Here is a 14291-nt window from a genome sequence, read left to right as displayed (position 1 = left end):
TCATTTTTGTAGCTTAGGTTACATTATTACGTGTTAAAATAGTTTATACTAGGAACATCAGGTCAGTATTTAATACCCGTACTGATCGTTACGCCGGGTTTTGATGAGGCATCGCCTAGTTGATCTCATCACGCTGTTCGTATACGTGCGAAGCTTTCACAAAACCCAATGGCGTGTATAAATTATATATAAAGAATTATATAGATTAACTAAGTAGTTTTAGCCACTATTCTCCGCAGAGAGGGCTCGAGAAAGGATTTAATATGGCACAAATTGCAGCAAATTTACAACGCATTAAGAACGGTCAACGCCGTTATGCAATTACACCTCGCGTTCCTGCAGGTTTCATTCAACCTGAACAATTACAAAAATATATCGACGTAGCTAATGAGTTCGGCGCCGTTCTTAAATTGACTGGCAGCCAACGCATTATGATTACGAATTTGAAAGCAGAAGACGTAGATAAAGCTTGGGAAATGCTCGGCATGGAGCCAGCGTACACTGTATCTAATCGCGTGCGCAGCGTAAAAATCTGCCCAGGTACTACATTCTGTAAACGTGCTAAACAAGATAGCGTACATCTTGGCATGCAAATTGAGCGCAAATATTTGTCTCAAGAAATGCCAAGCAAAATGAAAATCGGCGTGTCCGGTTGTTTAAATTCTTGTACTGAAAGCCGCATGAAAGATGTTGGTATCATCGGTACTGTAGAAGGTTGGAACGTATACGCTGGCGGTAGCGGCGGTGCTCACCCACGCATCGGCGACCTTATCGCAGAAGTAACAACTGAAAAAGAAGCTCTTGCATTAGTAGATCGAATTATCGCATACTATAAAGAAAACGCACAAATTGAACGTATGGGCGAATTCATTGACCGCATTGGTTTAGAGGCTTTCAAAGCGGCTGTATTGGGCGACCTTGAAGGTGCTCCAGCTGAAAGCAAATCCGATGAACCAGCTGTGTTCTTGCCTGGTCATGGTAACGATCCTGAACCAGAAGCACCACGCCTTGAAGCAGGTGCTCCTATTACACCAGACACAATCATTCGCGACATCGTGGATACATATCCAAATGTTGTGCCTGTATTACAAAGCATCGGCATGGGTTGCCTTGGTTGCCCATCTTCTACAGCTGAACCATTGTGGCAAGCTGCAGAAATCCACGGTGTTAATGTATACGATTTAGTTCAAAAATTAGAAACTGCACGAAAAGGAGCTTAATATGTCCGCATTCTTAGGTCACATCCATTACTGGTTATATCGTAAAATTCAATTGCTCGTTGAGCGTGAAAACTTGATTTTAGAAAAAACAACTAAGGTTGTTGATGATTTGGCAGAGGAATTACACTCTATCTCCGTAGATACATACGGCGAGCCAATCAATCCTAGTATTCCACTAGAAAACATCATCGACCATGACAATATCCATGGCTGGTTGTCCAACCAAATCAACATCGCATCTGTTCGCGAAGCAGCTTTCATCAAAGATTTGCTCGATACTAACTCTGGCGATGAAGCCGTACATGTAGTAACAGCTATTCTTGATGCATTTGCTGTCCAAGGTCAAGCATGTGGCGTTGTGGCACAAGACAATCTTGAGGAACACACTGCACCTGCTATTTACAATGCACTTCAAAACTTCTATGTAAACGGCATGCCTTGTGATGGTGGTGACCAAGTTGTTTCTGAAAGCCCAGATGAATTTACATGGGTTGGGGATCATAGATTACAAGCAGGCTACTGGCGTACAGCGGGCGTTGACCCTAAGTTCATGGCCTTGGCGTACCAAACATGGTTCGAAGCCTTTGTAAAAGCTGTAGATCCAAACTTTGAACTTGTAACGACTGAAGAAAACGGCACACGTTTATACTCCATTCGTAGAAAATAATAGAGTATCTACTCTCAGATATATGTACAAAAAAACGAGCGTTTAAAGCGCTCGTTTTTTCTTGCCTAATATTTGGTTATTTGAGTTTTCTATATATTTCTCCACTATTTTTTCAAAACTGTAGCTATAGGCACAGCATTGATAAGTAATATCATTTATAATGTAACCATAAAATAAATACATTCTATTATGTATTAACACATCGTAACGTATAAACGTAAGCTTTCAAAATAAAAGCTAGAATTAGGAGGTCTATTATGGTAGGCACAGTTAATCAAGAATTAGGTTTATTATTCCAAGGTCCTAACTATGTAATTGTAAAAAAAGGCGGTAAAGCTGGTGAAAAGGTTGAAAAACACAATCATCCAGAAGCTAACGTAATCTTTACAGTAGTTAAAGGTAAAGTACAAGTATTCCTTAACGAAACAGAAGAACACGTACTTATTCCAGGCCAAGTATTAGAATTCAACGGCGACAACTACATCCAAGCTACACTTGTAGAAGACAGCGAATTCGTTGTAAACCTTATTCATAAACCAGAATAAAAAAAGGAGCGCTAAGCGCTCCTTTTTTATTTAATCCATCATTCAAAATTAATACCATTGATGTTTTTTATATGTTTCTGCAGTTATATGAAAAGTAAGTTGCTTATAATCAGCAACATTAACAGCAATAACATCCATGTCTCTTCCATCAAATAGATTTATATCAAATTCATATGCCTTTGATGCACCTTCATCGGCATCAATCCCTTTAAAATCCATCATCTTACCATTATAAATTTTACCATCTTTTTTTATTACTATATTTCCTATATAAGAAGGCATCCCCCACATAGGATTTGAATAAGTATAAATATAAACTTTATCAGCATGCGCTTCTAATTCGGCTTTTAATTCATTTGAAAATGGAATAAATGTCTGTTTTTCTAAATAAATACCATGCCTATATAAACTATAAGGAGTGGAAATATATGCCATAGTAGGAGCTGCATATAATTGCTTTAACCCACCAGGCTCTTTTCTCCCTAAGTTATAATAATCTTTTTTCCCTTTTTTAAAATCTGCTTCCGCTTTCAATTTATCACTTTCTGACAAGGTAGATAAAATTGTTTTACTACCAGGCTCTGCAGAATATCTCATTATATTAGAAGAATCATGATTTATATTTTGATCTAAATTTTCTGCAAAAGAGGTATTCATCATTAAAAACATCGACATAAGTAATAATATTCTTTTTTTCATAATATTCTCCCCATAAAAAATATATTATTAAAAAACTATATTATATGCTTTTTCAAAAGCATATGCAGCACCTATATAAAATGGATTAGCATAGCTATAATCTAGTTTTTCAAATCTTATATCATCATCTAAAGTGACAAAATCCACTTTTACACTACCATCAAAACTATATACTTTATTAAGTTTATAAGTACCTGTGATACCGGAATTTTTGAATTTAGCTCTTTTTAAAGCTAGTTTTGCCTCATCAAAAGATAGATTTGTTACATCTAGAGACCTAGCAATACCTTCAATTGAATTATTATAATTATAATTAGCAATAAAATCAGATGAAGTAATACTACTATCATTATAATCAATTAAATATGTTTGATATTTTAATGTATAGTAAGGTGGATTGTAACGTAAGCTCTGTACAGAACTTAAATTCATATATAGATCTTTACTTTCATCAGAATATAATAATTTATATTGATTTGAATGTTGTAAATCATATAATGACACTGCATATGATATAAAAGAAATAGAACTTAATATACATGTCAAGAAAAACCACCTAACAAAAAATCGCTTAAACATAAATATCCGCTCCTTCTAAGTATTATGATTAGTATATCAGTTATCACTAAATAATGGTTAAATCAGCATTAAAAACTTCATTAATTTTTCATCTTTTAAAATAATAAAAATAGGGACTAGCTGATATTATTAAATCAACTAGCCCCTATTTTTATTTATTGAAACTATATAATATTGTATTTTTTATGATATTTATAATAAATTGTAAATTTCTAATATTTAATCAAAAGAGTTATATTTAACAAGAGAAGTAAGTTCAAAACGTTTTGTATGGCCCGGTGCAGGTACGCAGTCTGGATGTGGGTATCCTATAGGGAAGATAGCTACAGGAATGATAGTATCCGGTAAGTTATAAGCCGTACGCACTTTAGCTGGATCAAAATGAGCAATCTATGTTGTACCTAGCCCCATATCTGCTACTTGGAACATAATATGAGAGCCTACAATACTGGCGTCTACAGTGCCTAAATCCGCATCATCGTACTCACGTTTCCAGCTCACTTGATTATCGTAACAAACAATAATAGCCAACGGCGCATTAAAATGACCATTAGTGCAGTCTTTTAACTTATTAAGACTATCTGCTGTATTTAATACAAGTAAGCGTTGTGGCTGATAATTATGAGCTGTAGGCGCTAATCTAGCTACCGCTAAGATAGCATCCACCTTCTTCTGCTCTACAGGTTTCGTATCAAATTTTCGAACCGAATACCGTTCTGTGGCTAATACTTTAAAATCTTTCATTAGATCTCACTCCTTAATGTTATATCAGGCATTATATTTTAATCGGAAAAATCATAAAACCTACTAATTATAAGATTTTAGTATTATTTATGTAATTGATTTATATATAATTTCGAGTCTATCAATAAAATCTATAGGAATTTGTGTAGCTTCTTTATATTTTTGTTTTAATTCATTAATTAAGTCTACAATATGCTTTGAGTCGTCATCTCCACTAACTTCTGGCTTAAAAACTCCTCTGCATTCAGCTATAAGAGAACTAACAAGTAATTTATCATTTAATAATATTGCTGTCATAATCAATACACCATAAATTCCTTTTAATGATTTCTTATCTCTACTTGTTATTTCACCTTTCTCTCGTTTAAGTACACCATTTGGTACGATGGTATATAAAATATTACCTGGTATATTATATACAGATCGACAACCAAAGAAATTTAAACTATGAGCTGCACAATTACGAAAACGACGAATTGCCTCTAATGTATTAATTAATAACTCTATTTTATCTTTACACGTAATCAAATCAGTAGGAAGTAAAAGATTAGCCACTTCTCTTTTATGTTTTGTACTTAATAATCTAAATATATTAATAGCACTTCCAAAAGAAATATTTTTAAATAAAATCCATGGTGGAACATGATTATGATATTTTAAATAATACTTCGTAGGCTGTTTTGCATTACATATATCAAGCTGTTTATTAATCTCTTGCTTTACCTTTGCAAAGCTAAGATGATTTATCTGTCGTTTATAGTATCTAGCATGTAAATAATCATCTTGATGTACCCCTAAATGATTTGAGATTACATAGGATAGTCTTGTCTTAAATAATGTTTCAATCATTAAACTATATTTCATAGTAATAGATTGAATACCTTTATCTATAAAAGAAAAAATATAAATATCTTCTAGCTTTACATTATCTTTAAACCTGTCATTGGACAACATAAAAACAGATTTATATCCATTGATTAAATCATAATAAGAAGACGTCATAATAAGGCGTTTTGCTCGATCTCGATTAGTAATAATAAGATTACGAGACTCTAGTAAATTAAGCTGCTTATCTAAATCCAAAAATGGTTTATCAAAAGCCATAATTAAAACTCCCTATATAAATAAAAAAGGCACTATCTATAGATAGCGCCTTAGTGACCAACGCCCTTAGCGTTGAAGTCTATTCACTATCTATAGTATATCATAATTAATGAATATCTCAAGACAGGGGAACATAACTAAATTGCATCATGACGATTAATTTAAGAACTATAATGCTATAATTGCAATAAAATGTATAACACTTTTAATGTTTATAATTCGCTATATAAATAAAAAAGTCCTTTAAAGTAAAAGACCTCTAGTTAATTTCTCAACTAGAGGTCAATTTTATGTATATTATTTTTTAAGACGGCTAATTACTTCGTTAGTAATGTTTTCGATTTTGCTGTTAGCGTCAGCCGCACGGATTGTGTATGGATCATCCAATACTACATCCATTTTTTTCTCAACGCGAATGGATTCAACAGCATTGTGAATTGCTTGCATCATAGGTTGAGCAATTTTGTTGATTTCTTCGTTTTCTTTTTGAAGCAATGGAGCTACGGATTTGTTAAACTCAGCTTCTGCTTGAGTTTGATCTTGAATTTTTTCAATTTCTTGTACTTTTTTCTCAATTTGTGGACGGTATTGAGCGTCTACTTGTTGCATTTTCATATCTAATGCACCATAGCCAGGGTAGCTATTTACTACTTGGCTCATATTTACTAAGCCAATGTTAGCAGCACTTGCTACTGCAGCAGTAGCAGACATAGCACCAACGATAGCTAGGGTAGTTAATTTTTTAGATAATTTCATCTGAAATCCTCCTCGAAATAAAAGTGTCACTATACAATCCAATAGTGTACTATTTTTACTATAACAAATCTCGCTAACTTTCACAAGACTATGTTACATAGCATAATAAAGCCCTATGAACTGCTTATGAAAGTCTATAGAAGTTAAAATAATACCCACAAGTATACTCTGAAGCTATAATAGCAGTCGCTACGGACATATTCAGAGCACACATGTGGGTATTACGGCTTTCACCTAGTATTTATAATTCGACGTCGAATTATTGTTCATCGTTCAAATAAATGTATTTATCGGATTTCAATTTGGATACGAGGTCAGGCACCAAACCGATAAGACGATCGAAGCTGCTGCTGTAAGGGTTGCCTTTAATGTTGAACAACTCAATGCGTTCGCCTTTAATAACGAGGATAGCGCTTGGTTCCATTTTGGCACCGCCGCCACCGCCGCCACATTCGTGGTTTTTATTAGCAGTATTATGGTTTGTACCAGTACCGAAACCAAATGTTACGTCTACGAATGGAACAAGTGTAGTATCGCCGATTTGCACAGCTTCGCCTACTACAGTTTCCACCTTAATCATATTTTTGAATTTCTCGAATAGGACTTCCAAATTCTCTTTTACATTACTGTTTTCCATCACAGTACCTCCGCTTTTTGTGAAAGTATCATTGCTATGTTAGCTCATGTACTTAGTTGACTTAATATATCCTTACGCTGTTTGACCTTGTTCGGCTTTCAGCTTTTCTAACTGCTTAGCTTCCTTCCGTTTAACCCAGAAGACACGAGCACCTTCACCCAATAGGGAACGCATTGGTTTAGATAGTAAAAATCTTGTGCCATGCCAAGCCATAACAGCTAAAATGATGCGACCTTTAATGTGACCGCTACCTTCACCTGCCCAATTTACATAATCGAGCTCGATGTTCTCAGCTTGTTCTGGCCAAATGCTATATAGCATAGATGCAATAATCCCCATGCGATATGGGTCACCGATACCAAATCGACCTTCTATAGCCACATCGCGTGGTTTAGAGTGGTCATAGCATCGTTTTGAAACAAGGAATAACTGGTGCCACAATTCTGTATTTGTTACATGTTTCATGAACCAGAATGTAGGAATTTTAGACTTAAATGATGCCACTGGATCATTTGGATCTGGCTTTTCAAAACGTTGTTTCACCGTCGTTTTGAGGTCATTCACCTTCGTAAATACCTTTTCCTTAATGGAACCGTCACTGTTAAAAGTAACGCGGCTCACTGTTTCATCATCGCTTTGAATATGAGATGTTGGATCTTGCTGAATGGAGTCATACCGATCAGCACGAGCTTGTGCATCCATATCCTTAGAAGCTTGTTCAGGACGTTCTATGCGCTCATTCGGCTTTTGAGAAGTCCCCGCTCCTGGCGCTTCTTCATCACTAAAGGTAGCGTCAGAACGCTGAGCACTCTTCAAATCATCAAAGCTAGTACCACTAGAGCTTGCAGAAGGACCTTGTCCGCCCCCTTGCATCGCCTTGGCGAAGGCTTCCGATTGCGACATGTCGCCATCGTCGTCCATCACCTTTTGGTATTCTTCTTCTACGCGATTTTCAAGCCATTCTTCATAATCTTTCACAGGACCAATCTTGAGCATGCCCAAAATGTATAATTCCTTAAAAAATGGTTTGTCCTGTAAATACGCTAGATGCAGTGAAAATACACGCCACAGCCATTTGACGCGCACCTCGCCACGATATGGCGATCGTCCGTTGATTTCGATGCTATATGTGATTGGTGTCAGTAGGATAATCAAGATGAGTGCTGCAATGATGGCCACAATAACGAGGGCCACAATAGCCACTGTACTCAACCACATCACCTCCTTAGGTGTACCTATGATTAGTTTTCAATACCTTTTCGAGCCATTACGCCTTGAAGGTAGTAATGTTTGACCTCTTTCATTTCCGTTACAAGGTCTGCCTCATCGATTAATTCTTGAGGAGCCCCACGGCCCGTAAATACGAGTTCCGTTTCTGGATGACGAGCATCGAGCAAAGCCTTTGTTTTATCCCATGTAATGAGTTCAAAGAAGAGTGCCATATTGTATTCATCTAGAACCACGAGATCGTACTCACCACTGCTGATAGCAGCTAGTGCACGTTCGTAGCCTTTTTCGATGAGCGCTACATAATCCTTTGGCGGATTGCCAGATTCAAAGACAACCACTTCATCGCCCCATTTAGCGAGTTCGTCCTTGCTCTTCATCCCTTCTTTAATGATAAAGAATGGCTTGCCCACGGTTTCCAAGGTTAAATTCTTTAAGGTAGGTAAAATAGTATGTTCACTATATACTTTAGATTTCATAAATTGCAAAAAGAGGACTTTCTTGCCAGCGCCGATGGCACGGATGGCTAGACCAATAGCAGCGGTCGTTTTGCCCTTGCCTTCGCCGGTATAAACTTGTACATAGGCCTTCATAGATATACCTCCGTTCATATACTTTTATTTTACAATATATATATACAAAAGAAAAGAAAAAGAACTTGCTATTAGTGCATTTGCACGCATAACAAGTTCTTTTTTGTATGAATTATGTTTTATGTTACATATATTCTGTTTTAGATTACGTTTCTAGTTGCTAATTGGCAAGAAGATCATAGGGTCTGTAGGAGATCCATTGAGGCGTACCTCATAGTGAACGTGGGCACCTGTACTTTTACCAGTACTACCCATCAAGGCAATTGTTTGACCTTGTTTTACGCTCATACCAACCGTTACCAATACAGCACTATTATGGCCATAACGGGTTACGAAGCCATTGCCATGGTCGATTTCAACGAGGTTGCCGTAACCACCCTCTGTATAACCTGCAAAGGTTACAACGCCAGCAGCAGTAGCCACGATTGGTGTACCATAGTCATCCGCAATATCTACCCCTTCATGGAACGCACCGATAGCGCCCGTTACAGGGTCCACACGGCTACCAAATGGAGAGGTAATAACGCCCTTGCTTGGCCAGATACTTGGTGTTGTGTTATTCGTAACACCACCAGAGCCAGCGGAGAAGTTAATGGATTGCATAGCCATAAGGTCTTGCGCACCACCATCGCGAAGGATATTACGCATTGTATAGAAGCTAACTAGCAGTTTTTGTGCATCCTTGTCCATTTTGGACAGACGCGCTGATAATTGTGCCGCCGTCAGCGTCTTTACTTCGCTTTCATCAGCGGCTGGCTGCTTTGGGTCGCTACCGTCCCCGCCACCTTGAGATGGTGTGCCAGATTCAGCGCCCTTCAGCATTTGCTTGTTCTCTTCGCTAATTTGATTTAAGTTTTGGATTTTCTTATCTAGAACATCTGTCTTTTGTTGTAATAATTTCAGCTGTTCCGATTGCAATTGTGTCTGTTGACGTAATTGCACTACCTCAGCTTGGCGCACGATGCCCCAAATGCCGAGAACCAACGCCGCGATGATTAAGATAGAGCCAACAATAGCCGCTATTTTCGCCTGCTTCGTTGTTAATGTCAATATGCAGTTGTCACCATTTCTTTCAACTTTGTTTGAAATAAATGCCGGTACTTTCAATACAAACCTTCCTTATTTAGAAACGATGGCGCTCGTTAACGCTTCCTCATTGGTGCGTTCGCCCAACGCTTCGTTCAAACTCTCTAATTCTTCTTGTGAAAGACTTACGAGACTTTTACCTTTCACAATGGGTTTACTAAAAATACGGGATTCATTACGACCATAAATACTGGAGATACAGATGCCGTTATTGTTGCCGTCAAGCAATGTAAGCGCAAAGGACAAATCATTACCGATATTTTCAAAAGCATTATATTTAATAAAGCCAATTTTTTGTATCGTATTGCTTTGAATATTGCGGATCGCCGCTTGCTCAGTCAACATTGTCTCAAGACCCTTCGCAGCATCGCGAATTTCGCTAACCTCTACAGATAATTTACGTTCTAGGCTCGCACCATTATCCCCTTGCATAAAGAAATCGTATTTCTTTTTAAGGCTCCCTAAGCGAATGTGCAAGATCACACAATACACTAACAACGCTATAACAAGAACGATGGTTGCCATGCCAATCCACGGTTGAATCGATTCGAACATGTATATTCCTTCCTATACAATCATTCAAACTCCAACACTTAATTATACCATTCTTATTGTGAAAGTTAAATGACTGTATACAATTTAATTTAATATGTGTAATTAAAGATTAATTATACCTACCCTTTTATTTCGTCAATAAATGGGCTTATCGCTCGTTCTAGTATACCATGTAGAGCCGCTATGAGTACACCGTAATTTACGATTGGTGTGCCTTGTACAACGGCACATTCAATGCGTCGTAACACCTCGCGGCGTGTGAGCATACAAGCACCACAATGAATGATTAAATCATACTGAGATACATCTTTTGGGAAGGCGCCCCCACTAGTAAATTCTAGCTGTAAATCTGTATGACCTTGCTTCTTAAGAAGATTAGGAATCTTTACAGTACCAATATCATCACATTGGCGGCGATGTGTACAACCTTCACTGATAAGCACCTTAGAACCTGCTTTTAAATTTTTAATTGCCTCTACACCAGCTACTAAGTCCTGTAATTTTCCTTTAAAGCGGGCCATCAAGATGGAGAACGACGTCAACGGAATTGTATCAGGTGTTAACTCATCGACGCGATCAAAAGCTTGCGAGTCACAGATAACCATCTTAGGTGGATATTTAAGAGAATTAATCATAGCAGGTAATTCTTCTGTTTGGCACACTAACGCTAAGCCTTTATAATCCAATATTTCACGAATAGTTTGTACTTGTGGCAAAATAAGGCGGCCCTTTGGCGCTGCACTATCGATAGGACATACAAGAATTATGGTATCCCCCTCTTCTACTAGGCCTTGTAATAGAGTTTGATCACCTTCTACATCAAGCGGTGTTAACCCACCCAAGAGATCAAGTAATTCTAAACGTTTAGCTTTAGATGTAAAATCGGCAGAGCCAATCACTGTAGCTAAATCAGATAATCCCTTATGAGTTTCTACATAAGTAGATACATCTGTTTTATTTTCTATGTTGTTTTCTTTATCATTTTCTTGGTCAATTTCTGCATTGATTTCATTTATAAATAATGCAATAGGCACATTGTTTTGTTTTAATAGGCCTAACCAATGCATATCATCAGCAGTTGGTTCTTCATCGGTACGAAGTACATAAACAGCGAGATTAATCTTCTTCACAACCTCTTCTGTTTTCTCCATCCGCAATGTACCTAATTCAGTTGTATCATCTATACCAGCTGTATCAGTAATCACCACAGGCCCTAGTGGTAAAATTTCCATAGATTTGCTCACAGGGTCTGTCGTTGTCCCTGCTACTTCAGATACAAGGGATACAGGCTGATCTGTTAACATATTAATCAATGTAGACTTACCAGCATTACAACGACCAAAAAAGCCAATATGTACGCGGTTTGCTTTAGGTGTTTGTTCCATAGTCTATCCTTGTTACTTAACATAACAGTAAAAGCGCAGCCCGTAGACTACGCTTTCACCGTGGATTGTAAATTGTATTTACATTATACAGAATTGCTATCGATTTGTCATTACTAAATTTACATAATTCGATATCAAATTTAATATACCAATTATGATATTTAATTAAAAATCCACTATATATAGTAATTACGTAGTAATAAAGAGTATATAGTTATCCATTGCTATTGCTATTGCTATTGCTATTGCTATTGCTATTGCTATTGCTATTGCTAAGCAATTATACTCTAAATTCTACAGTTTCCGTATCATCTGTATGCTCTTGACCATCCATATAAGCAATGAGTCGTTCTAATTCTGCTTCAGAGGAGAAGGCAATTTCAATCTTACCTTGTACCTTTTTACCAGCGCGGAACTTAATGTTTACAGGAGATCCTAAGCTTAGTTTTAAACGATCCATAAGAGCACGTACCTCTGCTGTACTTTGTGGTTTAGCACCCTTTGCCTTAGGCGTTTTATTTTGCATAGACTTCACAAGAGCCTCTACTTGACGTGCACTTAATTCGCCCTCTTTAATGCGTTCAGCAGCTTCCATTTGTTGAGCTGCACTACGCAATGCCAACAATGGACGAGCTTGACCTACCGTTAAGTCACCTTCGATAAGATCTTTTTGTACAGAATCACATAATTTCAACAAACGAACCATGTTTGCAATATAAGAACGGCTGCGACCTAGACGAGCAGAAATCATTTCTTGTGTTTGTTTGTAAGTATCCATTAGACCTTGGTATGCCAAAGCTTCTTCAATTGGATCTAAGCCTTCACGTTGTAGATTTTCAACGAGGGCTACCTCTGTCATTTCTTCTGTATTATATTTCTTTACAACAACTGGTACTGTTTCTAAGCCTGCAATAATAGCGGCACGGTAACGACGTTCACCAGCTACAATTTGGTATTTATTCTTTTGTTTACGTACTACAATTGGTTGGAAAATACCAAGATTTTTAATAGACTCAGCTAATGTGGCTAAACTATCTTCATCAAAGCTTTTACGAGGTTGATCTGCATTCGGAACTAATTCAGAAATTGGTAGTTCGTGAATCTCCTTTTCAGGTAATACAGACTCTACAGTATCTACCTTCATTAAGTTTCCAAGGCCCTTACCCAAGCCAGATGATTTACTTTTCTTACTTTTAACGTCTCTAGGCATAACTAACCTCTCTCACCTTACATATAGTGACTATATCAATCTATAACACTCAATTATTTAATAACCAATGCATTAATTCTGCTAATCTCAGATATTTATTTAACTAAACACTTAGCCATTAGCTCTTTCAGATATATATAACCATTTATTTAGCTTTTGAAGCTTTAATTACTTCTTTAGCTAATTTAGTATATACATCAGCACCCTTAGATTTTGGATCATATACGATAATCGGTTCACCATAACTTGGAGCTTCACTAAGACGTACATTACGAGGAATAATAGTCTTATATACTTTATTGCCAAAGAATTTTTTCACTTCATCAGCTACTTGGATAGATAAATTTGTACGACCATCAAACATAGTTAATAAAACACCTTCGATTTCAAGGTCTTTATTAGATGTTTGTTGCACAATTGTTATGGTTTTTACTAATTGACTAACCCCTTCTAATGCGTAGAATTCACTTTGAATTGGAATTAATACGCTATCTGCTGCTGTGAAAGCATTTAATGTTAGTAAACCGAGGGATGGCGGACAGTCAATAATAATAAAATCATACTCATCGCGTACCGGTGCTAATGCTTTTTTCAACATTGTTTCACGTGAAACAACGGAAACGAGTTCCACTTCTGCACCAGCCAATTGAATCGTTGCAGGCGCTACAAATAGCTTTTTAAGCATTGTAGGCTGAACAATATCAGCAATAGGTTCACCATCGATTAGAACATCGTGTACACAGAGTTCTAAATCATCTTTTTCAATGCCTAAACCAGAGCTAGCATTACCTTGTGGATCTAAATCAACAAGCAATACTTTCTTACCAGCATCAGCCAAACAAGCGCTCAAATTCACGGATGTTGTTGTTTTACCAACACCGCCTTTTTGATTAGTAATAGCTATAACTTTGCCCACTTAATTCACCTCACATGTTCGTTCAAAATATTTCTTTTTAATTATAACATAAAACAACGATAATTACGGTAATTACAAATCAAATTCTAAAAAAATATCTATAATTTCATCTACCATACACATTATTTTAAAAATTATATAGTTTTCATCAGCAAACAAAATGGGTTTAATGCATTTTTCTTTAAACTTTAGAATTAGTTTTCTTGATTGTTTCACGTGAAACAATTTACTTTTAATTTTTCAAAATATATTTGAGTAAAAACTTATCTATAAATATTTTACGTGAAACATTTATAGATAATCAAAATTTTATAGTTACTCAAAACGTAAATTTATAGTTGTTCAATACATATTTTTAACATAAAAAT

Annotated in this window: 16 protein-coding genes; 3 read left to right on the top strand and 13 right to left on the bottom strand. The window is 36.5% G+C overall.

The features are described from left to right. Window positions 1–263: 263 nt before the first annotated feature. The 3 genes from LKD20_RS02990 (at window position 264) to LKD20_RS02980 (ending at window position 2432) form a co-directional block, all read left to right on the top strand. Window positions 264–1220, top strand: coding sequence for a DUF1858 domain-containing protein (locus tag LKD20_RS02990; protein WP_105089976.1), 957 nt, complete (start codon window positions 264–266; stop codon window positions 1218–1220). Between the two features lies 1 nt (window position 1221). Next, window positions 1222–1887 (top strand): hypothetical protein, encoded by a 666-nt coding sequence (locus LKD20_RS02985; protein ID WP_227720863.1) that lies wholly within the window; start codon window positions 1222–1224, stop codon window positions 1885–1887. Between the two features lie 257 nt (window positions 1888–2144). Next, entirely contained in the window at window positions 2145–2432 is a 288-nt protein-coding gene (locus tag LKD20_RS02980) for a cupin domain-containing protein (protein WP_227720862.1), read from the top strand. Between the two features lie 48 nt (window positions 2433–2480). On the opposite strand, the gene LKD20_RS02975 is transcribed toward LKD20_RS02980, so the two are convergent. From LKD20_RS02975 to LKD20_RS02915, 13 genes are all read right to left on the bottom strand, one after another. Beyond that, the gene (locus LKD20_RS02975) at window positions 2481–3131 is read right to left on the bottom strand and encodes a hypothetical protein (protein ID WP_227720861.1); all 651 of its coding nucleotides are present in this window, start codon (window positions 3129–3131) and stop codon (window positions 2481–2483) included. Window positions 3132–3158: 27 nt separating this feature from the next. After that, window positions 3159–3710, bottom strand: coding sequence for a hypothetical protein (locus LKD20_RS02970; protein ID WP_227720860.1), 552 nt, complete (start codon window positions 3708–3710; stop codon window positions 3159–3161). A 390-nt stretch (window positions 3711–4100) separates the two neighbouring features. Next, a complete protein-coding gene (locus LKD20_RS02965) occupies window positions 4101–4454 on the bottom strand; it encodes a nitroreductase family protein (protein ID WP_227720859.1) in 354 nt (117 codons plus the stop codon). Between the two features lie 87 nt (window positions 4455–4541). After that, the gene (locus LKD20_RS02960) at window positions 4542–5558 is read right to left on the bottom strand and encodes an Abi family protein (protein WP_227720858.1); all 1017 of its coding nucleotides are present in this window, start codon (window positions 5556–5558) and stop codon (window positions 4542–4544) included. A 297-nt stretch (window positions 5559–5855) separates the two neighbouring features. Further along, window positions 5856–6314, bottom strand: coding sequence for an OmpH family outer membrane protein (locus LKD20_RS02955; protein WP_039968825.1), 459 nt, complete (start codon window positions 6312–6314; stop codon window positions 5856–5858). A 259-nt stretch (window positions 6315–6573) separates the two neighbouring features. Then, window positions 6574–6951 (bottom strand): GerW family sporulation protein, encoded by a 378-nt coding sequence (locus LKD20_RS02950; protein WP_005384862.1) that lies wholly within the window; start codon window positions 6949–6951, stop codon window positions 6574–6576. Between the two features lie 72 nt (window positions 6952–7023). Further along, window positions 7024–8163, bottom strand: coding sequence for a hypothetical protein (locus LKD20_RS02945; protein WP_039969290.1), 1140 nt, complete (start codon window positions 8161–8163; stop codon window positions 7024–7026). A 29-nt stretch (window positions 8164–8192) separates the two neighbouring features. Continuing rightward, window positions 8193–8771: a cob(I)yrinic acid a,c-diamide adenosyltransferase gene (locus LKD20_RS02940; protein ID WP_039968824.1), complete on the bottom strand. Its 579-nt coding sequence runs from the start codon at window positions 8769–8771 to the stop codon at window positions 8193–8195. A gap of 153 nt (window positions 8772–8924) precedes the next feature. After that, a complete protein-coding gene (locus tag LKD20_RS02935) occupies window positions 8925–9878 on the bottom strand; it encodes a M23 family metallopeptidase (protein WP_227720857.1) in 954 nt (317 codons plus the stop codon). A 12-nt stretch (window positions 9879–9890) separates the two neighbouring features. Then, entirely contained in the window at window positions 9891–10412 is a 522-nt protein-coding gene (locus tag LKD20_RS02930; RefSeq protein WP_005384856.1) for a DUF4446 family protein, read from the bottom strand. Between the two features lie 119 nt (window positions 10413–10531). Then, window positions 10532–11797 carry a [FeFe] hydrogenase H-cluster maturation GTPase HydF gene (gene hydF, locus LKD20_RS02925; protein WP_227720856.1) on the bottom strand — a complete coding sequence of 422 codons (1266 nt, stop codon included), beginning with the start codon at window positions 11795–11797 and terminating at the stop codon, window positions 10532–10534. A 280-nt stretch (window positions 11798–12077) separates the two neighbouring features. Continuing rightward, window positions 12078–13007, bottom strand: coding sequence for a ParB/RepB/Spo0J family partition protein (locus LKD20_RS02920; RefSeq protein WP_227720855.1), 930 nt, complete (start codon window positions 13005–13007; stop codon window positions 12078–12080). A 145-nt stretch (window positions 13008–13152) separates the two neighbouring features. Next, window positions 13153–13923, bottom strand: a complete 771-nt coding sequence (locus LKD20_RS02915; protein ID WP_005384850.1) for a ParA family protein — start codon at window positions 13921–13923, stop codon at window positions 13153–13155. Window positions 13924–14291: the final 368 nt, after the last annotated feature.

The organism is Veillonella fallax, assembly GCF_020687175.1.
GTDB lineage: Bacteria > Bacillota > Negativicutes > Veillonellales > Veillonellaceae > Veillonella > Veillonella fallax.
This window is presented reverse-complemented; position numbering and strand designations above follow the sequence as displayed.